16 protein-coding genes and 1 pseudogene are annotated in these 19244 nt (G+C 63.0%); 7 read left to right on the top strand and 10 right to left on the bottom strand.

Annotated elements, in window-relative coordinates:
• From PCO31010_RS27240 to rpsL, 4 genes and pseudogenes are all read right to left on the bottom strand, one after another.
• Nucleotides 1-71: pseudogene (locus tag PCO31010_RS27240) on the bottom strand (GTP-binding protein); the annotation flags it as partial.
• A gap of 82 nt (nucleotides 72-153) precedes the next feature.
• Nucleotides 154-2256, bottom strand: a complete 2103-nt coding sequence (gene fusA / locus PCO31010_RS26165) for an elongation factor G (RefSeq protein ID WP_150666824.1) — start codon at nucleotides 2254-2256, stop codon at nucleotides 154-156.
• Between the two features lie 117 nt (nucleotides 2257-2373).
• Nucleotides 2374-2844, bottom strand: coding sequence for a 30S ribosomal protein S7 (gene rpsG, locus PCO31010_RS26160; RefSeq protein WP_023593821.1), 471 nt, complete (start codon nucleotides 2842-2844; stop codon nucleotides 2374-2376).
• Between the two features lie 126 nt (nucleotides 2845-2970).
• Nucleotides 2971-3345 (bottom strand): 30S ribosomal protein S12, encoded by a 375-nt coding sequence (gene rpsL, locus PCO31010_RS26155; protein WP_010804142.1) that lies wholly within the window; start codon nucleotides 3343-3345, stop codon nucleotides 2971-2973.
• Nucleotides 3346-3743: 398 nt separating this feature from the next.
• On the opposite strand from rpsL, the gene PCO31010_RS26150 reads away from it, so the two are divergent.
• The 4 genes from PCO31010_RS26150 (at nucleotide 3744) to PCO31010_RS26135 (ending at nucleotide 8884) form a co-directional block, all read left to right on the top strand.
• The gene (locus PCO31010_RS26150; RefSeq protein ID WP_150666823.1) at nucleotides 3744-5138 is read left to right on the top strand and encodes an aminotransferase-like domain-containing protein; all 1395 of its coding nucleotides are present in this window, start codon (nucleotides 3744-3746) and stop codon (nucleotides 5136-5138) included.
• A gap of 172 nt (nucleotides 5139-5310) precedes the next feature.
• Nucleotides 5311-6492, top strand: coding sequence for a hypothetical protein (locus tag PCO31010_RS26145; protein WP_150666822.1), 1182 nt, complete (start codon nucleotides 5311-5313; stop codon nucleotides 6490-6492).
• A gap of 182 nt (nucleotides 6493-6674) precedes the next feature.
• Nucleotides 6675-8003, top strand: coding sequence for a hypothetical protein (locus PCO31010_RS26140; RefSeq protein WP_150666821.1), 1329 nt, complete (start codon nucleotides 6675-6677; stop codon nucleotides 8001-8003).
• A 158-nt stretch (nucleotides 8004-8161) separates the two neighbouring features.
• Entirely contained in the window at nucleotides 8162-8884 is a 723-nt protein-coding gene (locus tag PCO31010_RS26135; protein WP_150578287.1) for an HAD family hydrolase, read from the top strand.
• Here the strand turns inward: PCO31010_RS26135 and PCO31010_RS26130 are convergent.
• Both PCO31010_RS26130 and PCO31010_RS26125 read right to left on the bottom strand, forming a co-directional pair.
• On the bottom strand, nucleotides 8832-9623 hold the full coding sequence (locus tag PCO31010_RS26130) for an AraC family transcriptional regulator (RefSeq protein WP_150666820.1): 792 nt from the start codon (nucleotides 9621-9623) through the stop codon (nucleotides 8832-8834). The genes PCO31010_RS26135 and PCO31010_RS26130 overlap by 53 nt on opposite strands.
• Before the next feature lie 144 nt (nucleotides 9624-9767).
• Entirely contained in the window at nucleotides 9768-10166 is a 399-nt protein-coding gene (locus PCO31010_RS26125) for a CopD family protein (protein ID WP_150666819.1), read from the bottom strand.
• A 151-nt stretch (nucleotides 10167-10317) separates the two neighbouring features.
• Between PCO31010_RS26125 and PCO31010_RS26120 the strand changes: the two genes are divergently transcribed.
• On the top strand, nucleotides 10318-10626 hold the full coding sequence (locus tag PCO31010_RS26120; RefSeq protein ID WP_150666818.1) for a DUF4148 domain-containing protein: 309 nt from the start codon (nucleotides 10318-10320) through the stop codon (nucleotides 10624-10626).
• Nucleotides 10627-10967: 341 nt separating this feature from the next.
• On the opposite strand, the gene PCO31010_RS26115 is transcribed toward PCO31010_RS26120, so the two are convergent.
• Complete coding sequence (locus PCO31010_RS26115) at nucleotides 10968-11723, bottom strand: dienelactone hydrolase family protein (protein WP_150666817.1); 756 nt, start codon at nucleotides 11721-11723, stop codon at nucleotides 10968-10970.
• A gap of 235 nt (nucleotides 11724-11958) precedes the next feature.
• Nucleotides 11959-12411: a DUF302 domain-containing protein gene (locus tag PCO31010_RS26110; RefSeq protein WP_150666816.1), complete on the bottom strand. Its 453-nt coding sequence runs from the start codon at nucleotides 12409-12411 to the stop codon at nucleotides 11959-11961.
• Nucleotides 12412-12687: 276 nt separating this feature from the next.
• Here PCO31010_RS26110 and PCO31010_RS26105 point away from each other — a divergent pair, with 276 nt between their 5' ends.
• A complete protein-coding gene (locus PCO31010_RS26105) occupies nucleotides 12688-13170 on the top strand; it encodes a hypothetical protein (RefSeq protein ID WP_150666815.1) in 483 nt (160 codons plus the stop codon).
• A gap of 56 nt (nucleotides 13171-13226) precedes the next feature.
• Here the strand turns inward: PCO31010_RS26105 and PCO31010_RS26100 are convergent, their stop codons facing one another.
• Nucleotides 13227-16688 (bottom strand): autotransporter family protein, encoded by a 3462-nt coding sequence (locus PCO31010_RS26100; protein WP_150666814.1) that lies wholly within the window; start codon nucleotides 16686-16688, stop codon nucleotides 13227-13229.
• 272 nt (nucleotides 16689-16960) lie between these two features.
• Nucleotides 16961-17893 carry a LysR family transcriptional regulator gene (locus PCO31010_RS26095; RefSeq protein WP_150666813.1) on the bottom strand — a complete coding sequence of 311 codons (933 nt, stop codon included), beginning with the start codon at nucleotides 17891-17893 and terminating at the stop codon, nucleotides 16961-16963.
• Nucleotides 17894-18021: 128 nt separating this feature from the next.
• Here PCO31010_RS26095 and PCO31010_RS26090 point away from each other — a divergent pair, with 128 nt between their 5' ends.
• Entirely contained in the window at nucleotides 18022-19221 is a 1200-nt protein-coding gene (locus PCO31010_RS26090) for an amino acid aminotransferase (protein ID WP_150666812.1), read from the top strand.
• Nucleotides 19222-19244 lie beyond the last annotated feature (23 nt).

The following is a 19244-nucleotide window of genomic DNA, read 5'->3' as shown; positions in this document are numbered from 1 at the left end:
CCATGGTCAACGTGGCCAATGGTACCGACGTTCACGTGCGGCTTAGTCCGCTCGAATTTTTCCTTTGCCATTTCCGAATCCTCAGATACTGAATAGACGATTAAACAGTGTGTCGGGTGCCGCACCGGATGATGCGGACACCCTACAAATGAATTACTTGCTCTTGTTGCTGATGATGGCTTCGCTCACGTTCTTCGGAGCTTCAGCGTAGTGCTTGAACTCCATCGTGTACGTGGCGCGGCCTTGCGTAGCCGAACGCAGCGACGTCGAATAGCCGAACATTTCCGACAGCGGGACTTCAGCGCGCACGATCTTGCCGCCGCCGACCATGTCGTCCATGCCCTGGATAATGCCGCGACGGCTCGACAAGTCGCCCATCACGTTACCCATGTAGTCTTCCGGCGTTTCCACTTCCACGGCCATCATCGGCTCGAGGATGACCGGCTTGGCACGGCGCATAGCTTCCTTGAAAGCCATCGAACCAGCCATACGGAACGCGTTTTCGTTCGAGTCCACATCGTGGTACGAACCGAACGTCAGGTGGACCGTCACGTCGACGACCGGGAAGCCAGCGAGCACACCGCTCTTGAGCGTGTCCTGGATACCCTTATCAACGGCCGGAATGTATTCACGCGGAATCACACCACCCTTGATTTCGTCGAAGAACTTGTAACCAGCGCCTTGCTCGCTCGGCTCAAGCGTAATGACAGCGTGACCGAACTGGCCGCGACCGCCCGACTGCTTGACGAACTTGCCTTCCACATCGGCAGCCGTCGCGCGAATGGTTTCGCGGTAGGCAACCTGCGGAGCGCCGATGTTGGCTTCCACGCCGAATTCGCGCTTCATGCGATCGACCAGAATTTCGAGGTGGAGCTCGCCCATACCCGAAATGATGGTCTGACCCGATTCTTCATCGGTCTGCACGCGGAACGACGGATCTTCCTGCGCCAGGCGGTTCAGGGCGATGCCCATCTTTTCCTGGTCGACCTTGGTCTTCGGCTCGACAGCCTGCGAAATCACCGGCTCCGGGAACACCATGCGTTCGAGCACGATCGGTGCCGACGGATCGCACAGCGTGTCACCGGTCGTCACATCCTTCAGACCGACAGCAGCGGCGATGTCACCCGCACGCACTTCGTCAATTTCTTCACGCTGGTTCGCGTGCATCTGCAGAATACGGCCCAGGCGTTCCTTCTTTTCCTTGACCGAGTTCAGCACCGTGTCGCCCTTGTTCACCACGCCCGAATAGACGCGGAAGAACGCCAACTGACCAACGAACGGGTCCGTCATGATCTTGAACGCCAGCGACGAGAACTTCTCGTCGTCCGAAGCACGGCGCTCGACCGGCTGTTCCTTGTCATTCGTGCCCGTGACCGGCGGAATGTCCACCGGCGACGGCAGGAAGTCGACCACGGCGTCCAGCATACGCTGCACACCCTTGTTCTTGAACGCGGTACCGCACAGCATCGGCTGGATTTCGCACTCGATGGTACGGTGACGAATGCCCTTGATGATGTCAGCTTCGGAGAGGTCACCCTCTTCGAGGTACTTGTTCATCATCTCTTCGCTCGACTCGGCAGCGGCCTCGACCATGCCTTCGCGCCACTTCTGGGCGTCTGCTTGCAGCTCGGCCGGAATGTCGACGTAGTCGAACTTCATGCCTTGCGAAGCTTCGTCCCAAATGATCGCCTTCATCTTGATGAGGTCGACCACGCCCTTGAAGTTTTCTTCAGCGCCGATCGGCACCACCACCGGCACCGGGTTGGCCTTCAGACGGTTCTTCAACTGGTCGTAGACCTTGAAGAAGTTCGCGCCGGTACGGTCCATCTTGTTGACGAACGCCAGACGCGGCACGCCGTACTTGTTGGCCTGACGCCACACGGTTTCCGACTGGGGCTGCACGCCACCCACAGCGCAATACACCATGCACGCGCCATCGAGAACACGCATCGAGCGCTCGACTTCAATCGTGAAGTCGACGTGACCCGGGGTGTCGATGATGTTGATGCGGTGCTTTTGATAGTTGTTGGCCATGCCGGACCAGAAGCAGGTCGTGGCAGCCGACGTAATCGTGATGCCGCGCTCTTGTTCCTGCTCCATCCAGTCCATCGTCGCCGCGCCATCGTGCACTTCACCGATTTTGTGGTTCACACCGGTGTAGAACAAAATGCGCTCGGTCGTCGTGGTTTTACCTGCGTCGATGTGAGCGCTAATACCGATGTTGCGGTAGCGCTCGATAGGGGTTGTACGAGCCACTTTAAGCCTCTTTCAATGTAGCCGCCATTTTTGAGGGGGCTACTAACACAAACGGGCGAGGCGCAATTTCTCATGCGCACCCGCCCCGGTTTCTGCTCTAGGTACTGCTTGCCAGCGTCAGAAGCGGAAGTGCGAGAAGGCCTTGTTGGCTTCAGCCATGCGGTGAACTTCGTCACGCTTCTTCATGGCGCCGCCACGACCTTCCGAGGCTTCAATCAGCTCACCAGCCAGGCGCAGAGCCATCGACTTCTCGCTACGCTTCTTCGCGGCCTCACGCAACCAACGCATCGCCAATGCCATACGACGCGACGGACGCACTTCGACCGGAACTTGATAGTTTGCACCGCCAACGCGGCGGCTCTTGACTTCAACCACCGGCTTCACGTTACCGAGAGCCGTGTTGAAGACTTCCAGCGGATCCTTGCCCGCCTTGGTTTGGATCTGCTCGAAAGCACCATAAACGATGCGCTCTGCAACCGACTTCTTGCCGGCAAGCATGAGCACGTTCATGAATTTAGCGACTTCAACGTTGCCGAACTTCGGATCGGGCAACACTTCGCGCTTGGGGACTTCGCGACGACGCGGCATGATTTCTTCCTTAATCAATTCAGTTGGAGCAGAGCTCCAGGCCACCTACTAGCCATTCGTTGGCCGAGTGACCACTTACTCAGTGACGATGTACCACCATCACCGAACGTATATCCGCTAAGCCGCTTAGGCCTTCGGACGCTTCGCGCCGTACTTCGAACGGGCTTGCTTACGGTCCTTGACGCCTTGCGTGTCGAGGCTACCGCGCACCATGTGGTAACGCACACCCGGCAAGTCCTTCACACGACCGCCGCGAATCAGCACGACCGAGTGTTCCTGCAGGTTGTGGCCTTCACCGCCGATGTACGAAATGACTTCGAAACCGTTCGTCAGGCGCACCTTGGCAACCTTACGCAGTGCGGAGTTCGGCTTCTTCGGCGTCGTGGTGTACACACGGGTGCACACGCCGCGACGCTGCGGGCAGTCCTGCAGGGCCGGGCTCTTGCTCTTGATTTGAGCAGAGGTGCGCGGCTTGCGGACCAATTGGTTAATCGTTGGCATTGTGATTTCCTAAACGTGTCAAAAGCATGAAAGCCAAGGCGGGCCGTCATGCGACTTTACTGCGTACTCCCCGGCTGCTCTTGCGGATAGCCCGCATCTAAACGCTTGATGCATAAGCACTTTGCATTAGGCACGGGCATGCCGCCGGAAAAACCGGAGCCTGCGACTATACCCCCGCTCTTGGCAAGTGTCAACGCACTCTCGCGCAAATTCTCGCCGTAAGTCGTTGATTGTTAACGATCATGGTCTTCGTCACCACGGATCACGCCGCCGCAGGCACCGCCTCAAGATGCGTCTCCCCCTCCCAAATTCAAGACTTGCGACTCACATGTATGCAAACTACACTGCATACAAAGCTGATTTACGTACGAATTTCCATACATAACACCGACATCGCTATGGACACTTCTCACGACACGCTTCGCGCCACCTTCTGGAAACCTGCACTCACCGCGGGCAAAGGCCCCCGTTATCTGAGACTGGCGAGTTTCATCGAGCAGTCGGTCGCGGACGGCCGCCTGCGCCCCGGCGACCGCCTGCCCGCGCAACGCGAGCTGGCGTCGTGGCTGGGCATCGACTTCACTACGGTCACGCGCGCCTACAACCGGGCGCGCGACCGGAGCGCCATCGAGGGACGCGGCCCGCTCGGCACTTTCGTCAGCAAGCCGCGCGTGGCGCTCGATCAGGTGCTGGATCTGGGCATGAACATTCCGCCCGCACCGGCCGGGCAGTTCCTTGGCGAGTTGTTGCAAAAGGGGATCGACGAAGTCCTGCGGCATACCGATGCCTCGATGCTCATGGCGTACCAATTGGGGGACGGAGGCGTTGCCGACCGTCAGGCCGGTACGCTCTGGCTCGCGCCCATGCTCGGCACCCTCGACCCGACGGACGTGCTTGTCTGCCCCGGTGCACAGGCCACGCTGGCGGCATTGCTGCTCACCGAGACCGAACGGGACGAAACGGTGTTGTGTGAGCCGATCGTCTACCCAGGGGTACGCAGCGCGGCACGCTCGCTCGGCCGCCGTCTGGAGGGCGTTGCCGCCGACGCCGACGGCATGCTCCCCGATGCGCTGGCCGCTGCCGCCCGCCAGCACCGCGCGCGCCTCGTCTATCTGAACCCCACGCTGCAGAACCCGACCACGCGTACGATGCCCGAGCGCCGCCGCAAGGAACTGCTCGCCGTGGCGGACAAGCTCGATCTGACGCTCATCGAAGACGATCCTTACTGGCGTTTGATGCCGGACGCCCCGCCGCCGCTCGCCCGCCTCTCGCCGCATCGCGTGCACTATGTGTCCACGCTGTCGAAATGTCTGACGCCGGGCCTTCGCACCGCGTATGTCCGTCTGGCAGACGGACGCAAGCGCGACGTCTTCCTCAGTACGCTGCATTCGTTCGCGTTGATGGCGCCGCCGTTGATGGCGGGATTGGCAACGCAATGGATCCACGACGGCACGGCCGACCGTCTCATGGACGGTGTGAAGGAAGCCGCCGCGCAGCGTCAGGCCATCGCTGCCGAGATTCTGGGGGACGCGAACGCCCCGTCGATTCAGGGCATCCACCTCTGGCATGAGTTGCCCGCCCCGTGGACGGCCCGCGAACTGACGATGGCCGCCCGCGCCGAGGGACTCGCCGTCACGCCTGCGGACGCCTTCTGCCTGTCGCCCGATGCGCCCAACGCGATCCGCATCTCACTGGGTGGCGTGCGTGATCCGGAGCGTCTGGCGAGTGCGCTCAAGCGTCTCCGGTCGCTGCTGCGCGAAGCGCCGCCGAGCCTGCGCGCCGCGATCGTCTGAGACTTGCCGTTGGCAGCGGGCACGGGGCGCATTGCCCCTGCCCCTGATTCCGTCCTGCTTCCGTCCCGATACCGACAGGGTCAGCACGCGCGGCAGAAGCCCACGCCAACGGGCTCGCGCAAAGTCCGGTCGGGCGCGCCGTGTTGCGCGCGCCATCTACCGGAGCAAGCGCATGCACATCAGCCATATTGCGACGCAGGTGTTGGCGGCGGCGAGCGGCCTGACATGGTTCGCCGGAGCGGGGGATCGCCCCGGCCAGACCTTCGAGAGCGCACGCAATATCACGTCCGGCTCGCGATGCCCCCACGTAACACGCGAGGTACCCAAACCGGTTTTGCCGACGATCGGGCTCGAACCGCAGACCTATCACCATTTCCTGAAAAGCCGATTGGCGGATCTGGTCGACGTGTGCGTCGTCGGTAACCACGACGACCGAAAGAACTGCCTGCTCGACCTGCCCCCAGGCGAGCCGAGCATCGTGCCGGTCAGCCGCATGATCGAGTCGGGATGCAGCCGGTCTCTGCCACCGGCGATTGCGTGCGAGCTGGCCAGCACGGACCGCGAAGCCTGGCAACTCGCACGAGCGTATCGAAAGCAATACAGCCGCGACTTACGTGGCAAGTATTCGATTGCGACATTGGAGACGCAGATCAAAGACGCGCTTCGCGCCATGCCGGCCAACGTCCAGCAGGCGTTTCGCCTGAGCGAAACCAAGATCGTGGTGCCACGTCACAGTTTTCATCGCTTCTACTCCGGCGTTGACGAGGCCCGCCGCAATGGCGTGAAACCGAATCCTCCCGATGCCACCTCGCTCGTGATGGACGGGCCTGGCTTCCTTCGCAACGCCATGCTGGGCGCGTATGTCGTGCCACCGAAGGATCACCCCGTGCAGCCGTTCATCGTTTCGCTTGCGGGTTTCTACCTCATCGACGACATCCGACCGTCGCGTCCGCCAGCAGATAACAGCTACGAGGAATGGCTTGCCGATTCGGGACCGTATCCCGATTCTCAGGTCGAATTCCGGGCCCTGCATGAACACTTCTTTCGTCACTCCGGGCATACGTTCGGTCACCGTCCCAACTATCTGGCGGAATCCCCCGAAGCCACCACCTTTCACACCATTCCCCGCAAGGGCAGCATCGAACAGACGCTGGCCAGATACCTGCACAACGGCGTGAAGCGCTACTACCGGTTCGCCGCAGCCGGTCCACGGGAGCGCGTCGCCCGGAACAGTCACCGCAACGCCCGTCAGGCGCTATGTGACGCGGGCACGTTCGACGGCCTCAGTCCCCGACAACGGGCACAGGTCTTCGAGCGCATGCGTCGCTGGATGGACAAGGAGCAGAGCGCCTGACGGCCACCATGCGCCGCCCCCGACGAGGGGCTCCACCGGATGGTCGGCGCCGACGTCGTGCATGCGCGGCGAAAGCGCCGATCCGCATCTGCAAACATCCCGGCCTCAACACGACAATCCGATTTGCCTCAGCAGGAATACTCCGGTTCACGGAAATCCCCGTGACCTCAACTGGAGTGACGATGATCCTCACCTCAATGTCCGATTGGCTGACGTCGGCCGCAAGCGCAGCCAAGGCGCTCCCGGGACTGCACGTACAAGCCCACACGCTAAGCGTCGCAACCGACCTGACACGCGCCACGTCCGCGCCGATCTCGTCCACCATGATCGCGCCGGTCGTCCGGGACTGGCGCGTCGAACAAAACACCGCGACCTCCAATTGGTCGCAACCGCCGGTCACACGGGCTCGCGTCTTCGCGCAGCGGCTGGCCGACGTGCGGCCGGTGTGCGTTGTCGGTGCGCGCGACGATGCACAGAATTGCCTGCTCGATCTGCCCCCTAACGTTCGTGTCGACGTCGACGCAAGCCGTCTGCTGCTCGCGGGCTGTGAGGCGTCATTGGGACCGGAGATGCGCAACACCCTGTCGCGTGAGCGGCGTAACAGCGCGACATTGGAACGCGAATTCTCCAGGGCCCGTGCTGCGGAGTCGCGAGGCCAATATTCCGTTCGCTCCATCGAGCAGCGCCTGACTAAGCGGCTGAACCAGTTGTTGCCCGGCATGGGACGTCTGCTGAAGGACGCCGGGGCCTATATCGAAATTCCGCAGTTATCGGTGACGCGGTTGGTCACGAGCGTGCCGGAAGCCCGGCGGCATGGCATCGACATCCCCTTCCAACAGGCCGATCTGCGTCTGCCTCTGGGTGCACCGGAGATCCAACGCGCCACGCTAGGCGCGTACATTCGCATTCCTGCCCCTGACCGGCAGTTGCTCCTGTTCGTCTCACTGGCCACGCCGGATACGGTCGAATGGGTCGATCAGGACGTCAAAACCCACGCCGCCCGGCACCAGCAGCAGTTGTTCGGCGACATCCCCGGGAATTTCGATGCAACGCCGTTACCGATGCATGCTGAGCTGCGACGCCCCAATCTCGTCCGGACCCTCGCGAAGCATCTTCATGACGGACATCGGCGTTATCACGACTTCGCCTACGGCGCGACCCGTGAGTCGCTCGCACCGATATCGCACGCCGACGTCAGGCAACCGCTCTGCGCGCAGCGCGGGCAAGAGGCGCCTCCGGACGCGGAGCATCGCGACGCCCCACAGAGCGAGTCGACATCGTCGGAAATGATGCGCTCGCGCCGCGCGCCCGAGCCGGCACCCGCGATGCCCCTGACACCCGCAGAAGCGGCAGAAGCAACGCAAGCCATCGAACCTCCCGGCCCTCTGCCTAAGCGCCGTACGTCGCGTAGCAATAGCGTGTCGCTCGATGACATGGCCAAGGCCGTCGCGATGCTTGAGCAGTTGGATCGGAAGTACCGCCAGCTTGGCCGACCCCGCTTCGGAAAATGACGGGATGACGTCAAGCTATCATTTCCCGTAGCCCGATCTGTCGCATCAGGCGTAGCCACTGTCACTCGGCACGTTTTACTTACTCTGGCGAATTCGTACACTCCCACATTTCGGCGGCAGCTCCCCCACTCCGCCCTGACACGAGTCCACTACCCGCCATGCAGGCAAGTTTCGAGAAAGACAGTATTTTGGTCCTCGATGTCGACGGTACGCTGACCGACTCGGTGCGCATCCATCAACGCGCCTTGCTTGGTGCGATGGAATCGCTGGCGTTCGATGAATTGAACACCGACTGGGGAAGTTATCCGCATCACACCGACACCGGCATCCTGATTCACGCCCACGCCGAGAACGGCCGCGCCTTGCCGCAGCCGCACGATCTTGCCCGCTTCGAGCATGAAATCGACGAGCGCTTCACCGCCTTGCTCAATGCGCACGGGCTGGCCGAGATCCCCGGTGCGCGCGCCTTCGTCGAGGCCGCGCACCGCTCGCGCTGGGGTGTGGTGTTCGCCACGGGCGGCATCCGGCAGGTCAGTCACCGCAAGCTGCGCTCCGTCGCCATCGATTACACGGATGCGATGCTCATCACAGCGTCCGAATACAGCTCACGCGACCAGTTGGTGGCCGAGGCGATCAAACGGGCGCAGGCGGGCTACGGGATTACGCGCCCGCGGGCGGTGGTCTCGATTGGCGACGGGATGTGGGATCTGAAGGTCGCGCGCAAGCTCGGCATCGACTTCGTCGGCATCGGCTCGAAACGTCAGCGCTCGCCGCTGCTCGACGAAGGCGTCCCGGTCTACGACGACATGTGGGACGCCATGCACTGGCTCACTCCGGGCCGCGGGCGCGCGTCAGGTACTCGCTTGGCGTCACGCCCATAAAGCGGCGGAACATGGTGGAAAAGGCGCTCGGCGTGTCGTAACCGACTTCGAGCGCCACTTGCGTGATGGGCCGCCCGGCTCCCAGCAACGGCAACGCACCCAGCAAGCGCATCTGCTGACGCCACTCCCGGAACGGCAAACCGAACTCCGTCATGAAGCGACGCTCCAGCGTACGGCTCGATGCCCCCACCTCCACGGCCCAGTCCTGAAGACTGCGGGGGTCGGCGGGTGTTGTCAGATAGGTGTCGAAGATCTTGCGCAAACGCGCATCGCGCGGCACCTGCAGGTGGAGCGGCGAATCGCTTTTCCACTCGACCTCTTCGAGCAGCAACGCAACTACGAGCGCATCCTTGCCCTGCGTCGACCAGTCGGGCGGCAACGTCATCGCACGCAGAATCAGCTCGCGCAGCAGTGCCGAGACACGAATGACGACGGGCACCTCGGAGGCTGCCATGCCGAGTCGTTCGACATCGACATAGATCGTGCGCATCTCCACCTTGCCGCGCATGCGCACTTCATGCGTGACGTTAGCCGGAATCCACAACGCGCGCTGCGGCGGAATCACCCAAAACGACGTATCGGTGCGGACTTCCAGAATACCGGCGCTCGCATACATCAATTGCGCGCGTCGATGACTGTGAGGGCGCACTACATGGCCATCGGGGTAATCTTTCGCCAACGCGCCGACAGGGCGGTCGTGAGCCTGAAACTCCAGGGGTATCGCACTGGTGATCGGCATTGGGACCAAGCCTCAAAAAAGGCGAAATTTGGGACGTATTTGGCGACGTCGTCAGCGTAACACCGCCCACACGCCCCTACCAAGCCCCAACCCGGCCGAATCCGGGTCGAATCCCTTACCGCGTCATTGCAATCCTCGCACCGCTCAGAACGGTTTCACGATCACGAGCGCGACGATGATCGCCATGGAAATGAGGGTGACGGGCAGCGCACGTCCGAACACGGCGGGTGGCTGCGTGCCCCCGTCGCGCTCCAGACGTCGCAACGTGGCCGACAGCCGACCGTGTAATGCAGACACGACGATCACGAACACAAGCTTGGCCATGAGCCAGGGGGCGTGCCACCAGTTGGCCATGATGGCGAGCGTCGGCCCCGTGATCCACACCACGATCAATGCCGGTGACGCGAGTGCGTAGTCCGCCCGTCGCGCCACGCGACGCCACTCGGGCTGCGCCAGACGCCCGCCCAGCGCCATCGTCACAAGCCCCGCAATGAACGTGATGACGGCGATCAGGTGCACCGCCTTGATCCAGAGATAGAGCATCGGGTGTCTCCTATAAGGTCCGAACGATTATTTCTATTTAAGCAATAGTTGCTTGTAATAAGTCGCCTTTATCGCGAAGGGTCGCATTAATACACTTCAACTGTCGACGATGAATTGAACATCGCCCCCTTCAAAAGACAGGAGAAATATCATGAAGCGCACCCTTATTACTTCGGCTCTGGTTTCTGCAATGCTGGCTGTTTCGGCCGGTTCGGCTTTCGCCAGCGATGCATTCGACGGCCCCTCGGAATTCTCGTGGGTTCCGCAAACCAGCGCCCTGAGCCGCGCCCAGGTTCGTGAAGAACTCGTTCAGGCGCAGCAAGCCGGTCTCGTGGTGCAACACGACGCCGTCTACCCGAAGGCAGCGCCGAGCGCACAGCCGGTTGCAGCCAGCGCCCCGATCACGATGGGTTCGGTGGGCGGCCAGCAACGTGCCGGCACGACCTACTTCGGTTCGTAATGTAACTCGCCGCGCTGCGGACCTCTTGCCTGACGAGAGGCCGCGGCGCGGCGCGCGTTCTGCGCATAACGACGCACCGGTTGCCGGTGCTCAGTGTGATCTCCGGTCTTTCCCGACCTAAGACTCCTGTCGCTGTGCGTAGCGGTTCGACGCACAGGACTTTGCCCGTCGCTTCGGCGACGGGCTTTTTTAGCCGGGACGCCACCCGCTAAAAGCCGACGGCAGGTCGGAAGTAGGTCGATGAAGCAGGACGTACGAAAACGAAGAAGCCCGCATCGGCGGGCTTCTTTGCGTTGACCGACTCGATGGCCGCACATGGCCATCGAGGGGAAAACAACGCCTTACTTCGCGAACGACTTCGCCAGGAATTCGAGCGCACGGCCGTGGGCCAGCGCGGCCGACGGCTGGTGGTACGACTCGCGCGACCAGCAATTGAAGCCGTGATCGGCGTTCGGGTACACGAACACTTCGGTGTTCGGACGCGACTTCACGGCTTCGCTCACCTGCGTGACGATGTCCGGCGTGATGTGGCTGTCGAGCGCGCCATAGTGGAACTGCGTTGGCACGTCGAGGTTGGCCGCTTCGCTCAGATAGTTGTGAATGCCGCCGCCGTAGTACGGCACGGCAGCGTCGACCAGACCGCGTGCAGCGCTCAGGTACGACAGCAGACCACCGAAGCAGTAGCCGATGGCAGCGACCTTGGCCCCCGCATCCAGCTTGCCGCGCAGCGCTTTCACCGTCGCTTCGACGTCCTTCACCGCTTTCTCGACGTCGACCGCCTTGCGCAGTTCCATCGCACGGCCCCAGTCGTCACCGGAGTAGCCGAGTTCGATGCGCGGTGCCGAGCGCCAGAAAATGTCCGGCGCGAGCACCACATAGCCGTCCATCGCGTACTGATCGGCCACGCCACGAATGTGCTCGTTCACGCCAAAGATTTCCTGCACCAGCACGACGCCCTGGGCGTTGGCCGTCTTACCATTCGGCGGCAATGCCAGATAGGCATCGAAGGCGCCATCCACGGTTTCAACACGGATCCATTGACTGTTCGACACGGAAGTTGCTCCATCAAAAAGGGGGAAATGCCTGCGCCCTGACATCGAACAACGCCCGCGGGGGATCGGGCGCGGCCACTCGACACGTTCGAACTGGCCAGACGCAGTTAGGCCGAATCAGTATAGGGACTTTTGAGACGATTCACAGCGCGTCGGAAAGCCCACCAGATAAGGCTCGAAGCCTCCTCACGCGATGCGCCCCGCGACCTCCTGACGTAGAAATCACGCGTGTCGTCCGTCCAGCGCTATACGTCGTTTCGACATCCGAACCCACTGATGCTCATCCCGTCGCTTTCGTGAGCGCCGCTTCCAGCAGTTTCACCACACCGCCGAACCCCGCCACTTGCGCGGAGTCGATGCCGTACAGCGCGCTCAGCGACGGTCCGGGATTCAGGAAATCCACCCGCACGTCGTCGGCGCTCGCTGCCCACACCATCACTTTCAATGGCAGTTCCAGTCCTGCGTGGGGGTTTGCGGCCATCACGGGCGTACCGCCCTTCGGATTACCGAACAGCACCAGCCGGGTCGGACGCAGCGATGTCCCCGCCGAGGCCGCCGCCGCGCTCTGGTCGATGTCGGCGAAGATGGTCATGCCGTGCTGCTTAAGCGTGTCGATCACGCGAGTGAGCGTGGCGTAGAAGTCGACCGGGCTGCGTAGCGACGTAACGCTCGCTGGATGCGCATGGCCGGTGGATGCGGCAGATTCGTTGGCTTGGGTGGCTTCGGTGGTCATACAGGCTCCTCGAACGCTGAGGCGAGATAGACAACAACGCCCACGCAAAGTTTGCCGGGCAGCCGCGCCAGTGTACCGCCGCACTCCGGTGCGCATCATCCCCTCAAAGAAGCGCCGACCACGGGCGTCTATCGTCTTCGCCAGCCACCCGCACCGACCTTCACACCCGCTAGCCGCCTTACACGTCGTTACCGCTCCGCTGTCCGCCATTCGAGGCGCGTTACGCTTGGCCCCGTCGTTCGACAATTCAGTGAACGCATTTGATATGGAGTCCATATGATCAAGATTTCGATGCGTAAGACCGTCAGCGGGCTTGCGCTGATGCTCGCGCTGACGGCTACCGGCGTCAGCCTGCCCGCTGCGGCCGCCACCGACGCCCCGCCCCCTGCCCGCACGCAAGCCGCTACGCCGGGCGAGATGCCGCCACCGCCGCCGGGCATGGGCCCGCATTTCGGTGGCCCCGGACCGCGTGGCCCTATGGGTCCGGCCGGTCACGGCGGTCCGGGCTTCGCTGCGGTTCGCACCACCGAGGAGATCGCGCATCTCTATCGCATCGGCGGCCACCCGGAGAACGTCCTGCCGTTCTATCGCGAGACGCTGACGCAAACGCGCGATCCAATGCTGCGGCACCACTTGCGCGAGGCCATTGCGCGTGAGGAATTGAAGCCCGCCGACACCACTGCGGCCATCGCCACGTTGCGCGCGCAACTGAGCGAAGACCTCGCGGCACTCCCGTCGCCCGACGCCAAGCGTCGCTAAGTTCCGACGTTCACCGCACCCGGCGACACTGCGTCGACGGGTGCGCCGCTCGCGCCTCAGAAGGCGTATTTCGCGCCAACGTTCACCAGCACGCCGCGCATGCCGCCCGTGCCGAAGCTCTTCTGATACGACACACGACCGTACAGCGAGAAGCTCGCGCCCTGCACGCTGTTCACCCCCAGCGAGAACATCATCGAATCGCCGTACCTTCCGGTCTGGAACATCGCGTCGCTGACCTGAACGCTGGTGCCGCCCACGAACGCGTGGATGACGTCGAACCCGAAGTACGGCGTGATGCGTCCGGTGCTGACATCGAAGGGACGCGTGAGCCGCACGCCAAGCCGCCCGGTGAACTGGTTCTGTGAGCCGATGTTGACGGAGAGTCCATCGGCATCGGTCACGTTGTCGAAGCCGAGGTGCTGGCCGACGAACTGCAACTGAGGTTCGAGATTCATGCCATACGCGAGCGCCAGCGGATACCCGGCCTCGATGGACGCCGCGTAACTATTGCCCCGCATCGGCGCGACATCGCCGCGCGCCTCGGTCGTGGTGCGCCCGTTGAACCAGCCGACCGACGCAATGCCGTCCACGTACCAGCCCTGCTGGCTCTGATACGTCCCATAGCCGTACAGACGATAAACGCTCGCGCGCGTGGTACTCGGTCCGTCGATGGCGTTCGGCTCGTAATGCAGCCATCCCATCGAGCCGGCCGCACCGAAGCGCCACGTGCCGTTGTCGGTGAAATGCTTGAAGAGATTGCCGCCGATCTGAATCGCACCGTAGTCGGCGTTCATGTCGTAGCCGAACGCCTGAAAGCTCTGGTTGGAGCGGTACTTGAAGCTGCCGCCGTAACCGCGCATGAACATCTCACCCGGTCCGCGATCGCGGCCGAGGATCCGGTCGTCGCGCACTTCGCCCAGACGTCGGTGCAACGAATCGATATCCGTCATCCCCGCTTGCAGGAAGGCCGCCGGTGCGCTCAGATAAGACGCCACCTGCGGCGCCACCTCGCGCCGCGCGTCCGGGGGCACCGGCTCGTCGACACCGCCCCCGGGGTTGCCCGGCTCCTCGGGGTCGACGCCACCGCCAGGCGACACGTAAGCGCTCTGCAACCGGTAGTCCCAATATCCCGCGCCAGTACTGACAAGGTTCTGCGTCGGGTCGGCCGCCCCATGTGCCGAACCGGGACCGTAGGCGTAGATCCGGTATTCGTACGGCGAATTCGGTGCGACCACGTAGCCACCCGGCAGACTGAACGCGTTGAACGTCGATGTCCCTGCCACCTGCACCAGCGAAATCCCTTCGTTGTTGGTAATCACCCCGCTGGGCGACGTCAGCGCGCCCGGGCTGCCCGTCGTCGGCCTGATACGCAGCGTCGTCGTGCCGATCGCGCTGCCCTGAATGAGCAGACGGTCGGTGTACTGATTCGACAGCGCGCCGCCTTCGTTCAGATACGTGTTGAGCGCGACCGCGCCACTACCGCCGGTGTACCCGTTGCCGATCGTCACATTGCGATACGACCCCTGGCTGGTCGGCGCGGAGGTGAGCAACGCCGTCACCGGAAAATCGATCAGGCTGTTGGCATTGTTCAGCTCGGTGACGTTGGACGACGCCGTCACATGCCAGACGCTGTTGTTGCTCAGGTTCACGACCGACGTGCTGCTGCTGTCCGTGTAAATACGTCCCGTGATGGTCGAGTTGCTGGCGTCGAGATTGAGCGTCGCGCCCAAACCGGAGCGGGCCGATGCATTGATCGCACCACCACCGCCACTCAGCGTCGAGTTCGTCAGATTGACGTTGGCGATGCCGCCGTAGATCCACAACGCGACGCCGTTGTCCGACGTCACCGTCGTGTCCTGCAAGGTCATGTTGTAGCCGCCCGCGCGCAACGGGGCGGCGATGCCTGCGCGCGACACGGCGGTCAGCGCGGGCGATGGAACATCGCTGCCGAGATCCGTCGGCGCAGCGGGGACCGGTGTGTCGATGGCGAACGGCGGTGCCGGATCGGACGACGGGAGCAACGGGGTCGTCGCGGGCAGCGTCGGCAGGCCCGGCGTCGGGGCCGATATCAGGACACCGCTTAGCGTCTGCGGGGCGTCGAACACGATGGCCGCCGTGCCAGCGCCTGTGCTACGTATCGTCGCGCCAGTCGCATTGAATATGCCGCCGTTCTGGATGCGCACGGCGTACGCGTTGGTCCCAGCCGTGGTGATCGAGGTCCCCGCGCCGGTCGCGCTGCTACGCAGCAGGTTGACCGTCCCCGCGTTGGCGTAGATGCCGTAAGTGCTCGCCTGATCGGTCGTGATGGCGCCACCGGCAAAGTTGGTCGTGCTACCCGTCCACCCATAAATGCCGTAGGCCTGCGTGCCGTGCGTGGCGATGGCGAAGTCGGAGAGATTCACCGTCGCCGCGCCGCTGCCGGAAAGCAGACCGTAGGCCGTTTGTCCCTGCGTGGTGATCGAACCGCCGTTCAGCGTGGCCGTCGTGCTGCCGGAGATCCACATGCCATAGGCGGAGGTGCCTTGCGTGTTCACCGCGACCTGCGATCCAGTGACGGTCGACGTGCCGTTCACGAGCAAGCCGTAGGTCGAGTTCTGCGTGGTCGAAAGACTCAACCGGTTCAGATTGCCGTTCGCCGTACCGATGCGCACGGCGTGGCTGCCCGCGCCGGTCGTGCTGACGGTCACGGTGCCGGGTGTGTTGGGGTCGGTGTTCGTGTTCAGCGTGCCGCCCGACTCTGCGTTCAGTCCGAGATTGCCTGCCACCGCAGTCGTGATGGTCGAGTTGCCATTGATGTTGGCGATAGAGCCGTTGTACACCTGCACACCGCCCGCGCCTGCCCCGGTGCCCGTACCGACCGCACCGTTCGACGTCACCGTCGAGTTCGTGAGCGTGATGTTGCTGCCGCCCCAGGAACGCACGCCCCAGCTGTCCTGACCGTTCACGGTGATCGACGTGTCGCTCAGATTGATGGTCGACGATGCGCCGTAGGGGCGCATGCCGTCGGCCTTCAGGCCCGTGGTCACAATCGTCACATTGGCACCGGTCAGTACCGAGCTGCCTTGCGACGATTCAGGCATGTAGACGCCGTGCACCTGCTCGCCGACACCGGTCAGCAGCACGCCCGCCTGACTCGCCACGATATTGACGGTGCCGTTCGCGATGTAAAGCGCGTCGTTCGGCGCACCCGCGCGGTAGTCCGATGTCACCGCCACGACGCCGGGAACACCGAGATTCGGATTGATCGTGACGCTCGCGCCGCGAAACACCGAGATCCCGGCACCGCCGAGTTGTGCCGGATACGGCGGCACAGGGTGAATCGTCACACTCCCCTGAATCACACCGACCGGCACGACATTGCCGTCGTAATACTGCTCGTAAGTGAGCGTGGTGCCGGAGACGATTTCGGGCAGCGGATAGGTCTGCGCGTGGGCAGCACCAGCGAGAAGAAAGACCAGAGAAACCGCCGTCGCGAGGGAACGGCGACGGGGTAAGCATTCGTGCTTGGCGTGAGTCACTCTACCTCCTGGGGGATGGAGTCAAGCAGACACATCAGTAGCAATACGAAGCATTGGAAGCGCAGCATCTCAGAGGACGCTTGAGTAAACACTAAACCAATCGCATCGAAAACTACAACACGCTCACGCATCGATACGCCGACATTTCAGCGCGTATCGAGAACTAACTATTTAAATCATCGAATCCGGTTTTCTTTTCGTAATTTTAATTACCGAAATGTTGCTTTCTCGCGCATGTGGTGCGCCTGACATCGTCATGCCCACGTCGTGAATCACGTCTTGGCGGTCTCCATGATCCGTGCATTCCACTGCGGCAGCCACTCCAGCAGAAATTGCGCGAACCCTTCCGCCGCTGGCGACGGCGCGCGCGACACCGGTCGGTAAACACACACTTGCCGAATCGTTTCGGGCGAGATCACACGACGCATCAGCAAACCGAACGGATGGGCAAGCGCCGCCACATAGCCGGGTGTCAGCGTCGCGGCCAATCCCTGCGAGGCGACGCCGAGCGCCGTCGTCACGTTGTCGACGACATCGATGGACGTGATGCGCGCGTCGGGCGGCGCAGACTGACGCATCTGCGCGACGCTGCGCTCGTGATCGCGACCGGCGGCGACGAGCGGCGTGTCGCGCAGGTCAGTCCATCGCACGCGCTTGCGACGCGCAAGCGGATGCTCCGGCGCGCACCACAACACCCACGGGCTATCGAACGCGGGCGTACCGGCCACATGCGCCCCCGTCGCGCGATTCGGACCGATGGCAATGTCGAGATCGCCATTGGCGACATGATCGATGAGCGCATCGACGGGGGTATCGACCACACGCACCACAACCTTCGGCCGCGAGGCGGCGTATTCGCGAATCGCAGCGGGCAGTGCCATGCTGGCCAGCACCAGCGGTGCACCGACACGCACGATGCCTGCGGCGCGGTTGCGCAAGTCGTCGGCCGTTTTCTCGGCCGCCTGCACATAACGCAGCACCGACTCGGCGGACGCCAGAAAATCGCGCCCGGCGCTGGAAAGCGCGACGCGCCGCGTGGTGCGGTCGAAGATGCGAAAACCGAGTACCGACTCTAGCTCGGCGACCAACTGACTGATGGCGGAGGACGTGAGTCCCAGGCGATTGCCCGCCTCGGCAAAGCTATGCAATTCGGCGATGGCCACCAGTGCTTCGAACTGGCGCAGCGTGACACGGGTCAGGGGCATGGCGTTTCGATTATCAAGTTTCACTTACGAATGGACCAGAATCGATTGATTGTTCCGTAAAGGGGCGTCGCCCACAATCGATTTTCAAAATTCCCCCGTGAACCGAAGATCGAGACGGAGCGAGCCTCATGTTTTCCCATGTCGACGCCTATCCTGGCGACCCCATCCTCAGCCTGAACGAAGCCTTCGGTCAGGATCCCCGCCAGCACAAGGTCAACCTGTCCATCGGCATCTACTTCGACGACAACGGTCGTCTGCCGGTCATGCAGGCCGTGCGCGATGCCGAGTCGGCAGTGCTCGCCGACATTGGCCCGCGCCCCTATCTCCCGATGGCGGGTACCCCGGCGTACCGCGACGCCGTGCAAGCGCTCGTCTTTGGGGATCAGAACGCAGCACGGCGCGAACAGCGCATCGCCACCTTGCAGACGCTGGGCGGCGGCGGCGCGTTGCGTGTCGGGGCCGATTTTCTGAAACGCTACTTCCCCGAGAGCACCCTCTGGATCAGCGATCCGAGCTGGGACAACCATCGCGTGGTGTTCGAGAGCGCCGGATTCCCGGTGCAGTCCTACCCCTATTACGACGACGCCACTGGCGGCCTGCGCTTCGACGCCATGATGGACAAACTGTCCTCGCTGCCGCCGCAGAGCATCGTGCTGCTGCATGCGTGCTGCCACAACCCGACCGGCGTCGACCTGTCGCAGGCGCAGTGGGAAGCACTCGTGCCGGTGCTGCGCGAGCGCGGGCTCATCGCATTTGTCGATATGGCGTATCAGGGGTTCGGCGACGGGCTCGACGCCGACGCCTTCGCAGTTCGCGCGCTGACCGACGCAGGTGTGCCGACGGTCGTCGCCAACTCCTTCTCGAAGAACTTCTCGCTGTACGGTGAGCGCTGCGGCGCGTTGTCGGTGGTTTGCGCCACGGCAGACGAAGCCTCGCGTGTGTTCGGCCAGCTGATGGGCACCGTGCGCGCGAACTACAGCAATCCGCCGACGCATGGTGCGCGGCTCGTTGCGCAAGTGCTGACGACGCCGTCGCTGCGCAGTGCGTGGCAGACCGAACTCGACGGCATGCGCACGCGCATCGCAGCGATGCGCGAGCAGATTCATGCGCGTCTGGCACCGCACGTGACCGGCGAGAAACTGTCGCGCTACATCGCGCAGCGCGGCATGTTCACATACACGGGCCTGTCGGCCGCGCAGGCGGACACATTGCGCGAGACGCACGGTGTCTATGTGCTGCGCTCGGGACGCATGTGCGTCGCGGGCCTGAACACGCGCAACGTCGACACCGTCGCGCACGCCATCGCACAGGTGCTCACGCAGCGCTGACCGGGCATTGGCGCGGCGCGCAT

It is taken from the genome of Pandoraea commovens (assembly GCF_902459615.1).
In the GTDB taxonomy this organism is placed as follows: Bacteria; Pseudomonadota; Gammaproteobacteria; order Burkholderiales; family Burkholderiaceae; genus Pandoraea; species Pandoraea commovens.
This window is presented reverse-complemented; position numbering and strand designations above follow the sequence as displayed.

Excerpts from the sequence above, each read along its gene's own strand:
- PCO31010_RS26130 (WP_150666820.1), bottom strand. The coding sequence starts at position 9,623 with ATGCCGATCACCAGTGCGATACCCCTGGAGTTTCAGGCTCACGACCGC.
- PCO31010_RS26150 (WP_150666823.1), top strand. The coding sequence starts at position 3,744 with ATGGACACTTCTCACGACACGCTTCGCGCCACCTTCTGGAAACCTGCA.
- PCO31010_RS26120 (WP_150666818.1), top strand. The coding sequence starts at position 10,318 with ATGAAGCGCACCCTTATTACTTCGGCTCTGGTTTCTGCAATGCTGGCT.
- PCO31010_RS26135 (WP_150578287.1), top strand. The coding sequence starts at position 8,162 with ATGCAGGCAAGTTTCGAGAAAGACAGTATTTTGGTCCTCGATGTCGAC.
- rpsG (WP_023593821.1), bottom strand. The coding sequence starts at position 2,844 with ATGCCGCGTCGTCGCGAAGTCCCCAAGCGCGAAGTGTTGCCCGATCCG.
- PCO31010_RS26110 (WP_150666816.1), bottom strand. The coding sequence starts at position 12,411 with ATGACCACCGAAGCCACCCAAGCCAACGAATCTGCCGCATCCACCGGC.
- PCO31010_RS26090 (WP_150666812.1), top strand. The coding sequence starts at position 18,022 with ATGTTTTCCCATGTCGACGCCTATCCTGGCGACCCCATCCTCAGCCTG.
- PCO31010_RS26125 (WP_150666819.1), bottom strand. The coding sequence starts at position 10,166 with ATGCTCTATCTCTGGATCAAGGCGGTGCACCTGATCGCCGTCATCACG.
- PCO31010_RS26105 (WP_150666815.1), top strand. The coding sequence starts at position 12,688 with ATGATCAAGATTTCGATGCGTAAGACCGTCAGCGGGCTTGCGCTGATG.
- PCO31010_RS26095 (WP_150666813.1), bottom strand. The coding sequence starts at position 17,893 with ATGCCCCTGACCCGTGTCACGCTGCGCCAGTTCGAAGCACTGGTGGCC.
- PCO31010_RS26140 (WP_150666821.1), top strand. The coding sequence starts at position 6,675 with ATGATCCTCACCTCAATGTCCGATTGGCTGACGTCGGCCGCAAGCGCA.
- PCO31010_RS26145 (WP_150666822.1), top strand. The coding sequence starts at position 5,311 with ATGCACATCAGCCATATTGCGACGCAGGTGTTGGCGGCGGCGAGCGGC.
- rpsL (WP_010804142.1), bottom strand. The coding sequence starts at position 3,345 with ATGCCAACGATTAACCAATTGGTCCGCAAGCCGCGCACCTCTGCTCAA.
- PCO31010_RS26115 (WP_150666817.1), bottom strand. The coding sequence starts at position 11,723 with ATGTCAGGGCGCAGGCATTTCCCCCTTTTTGATGGAGCAACTTCCGTG.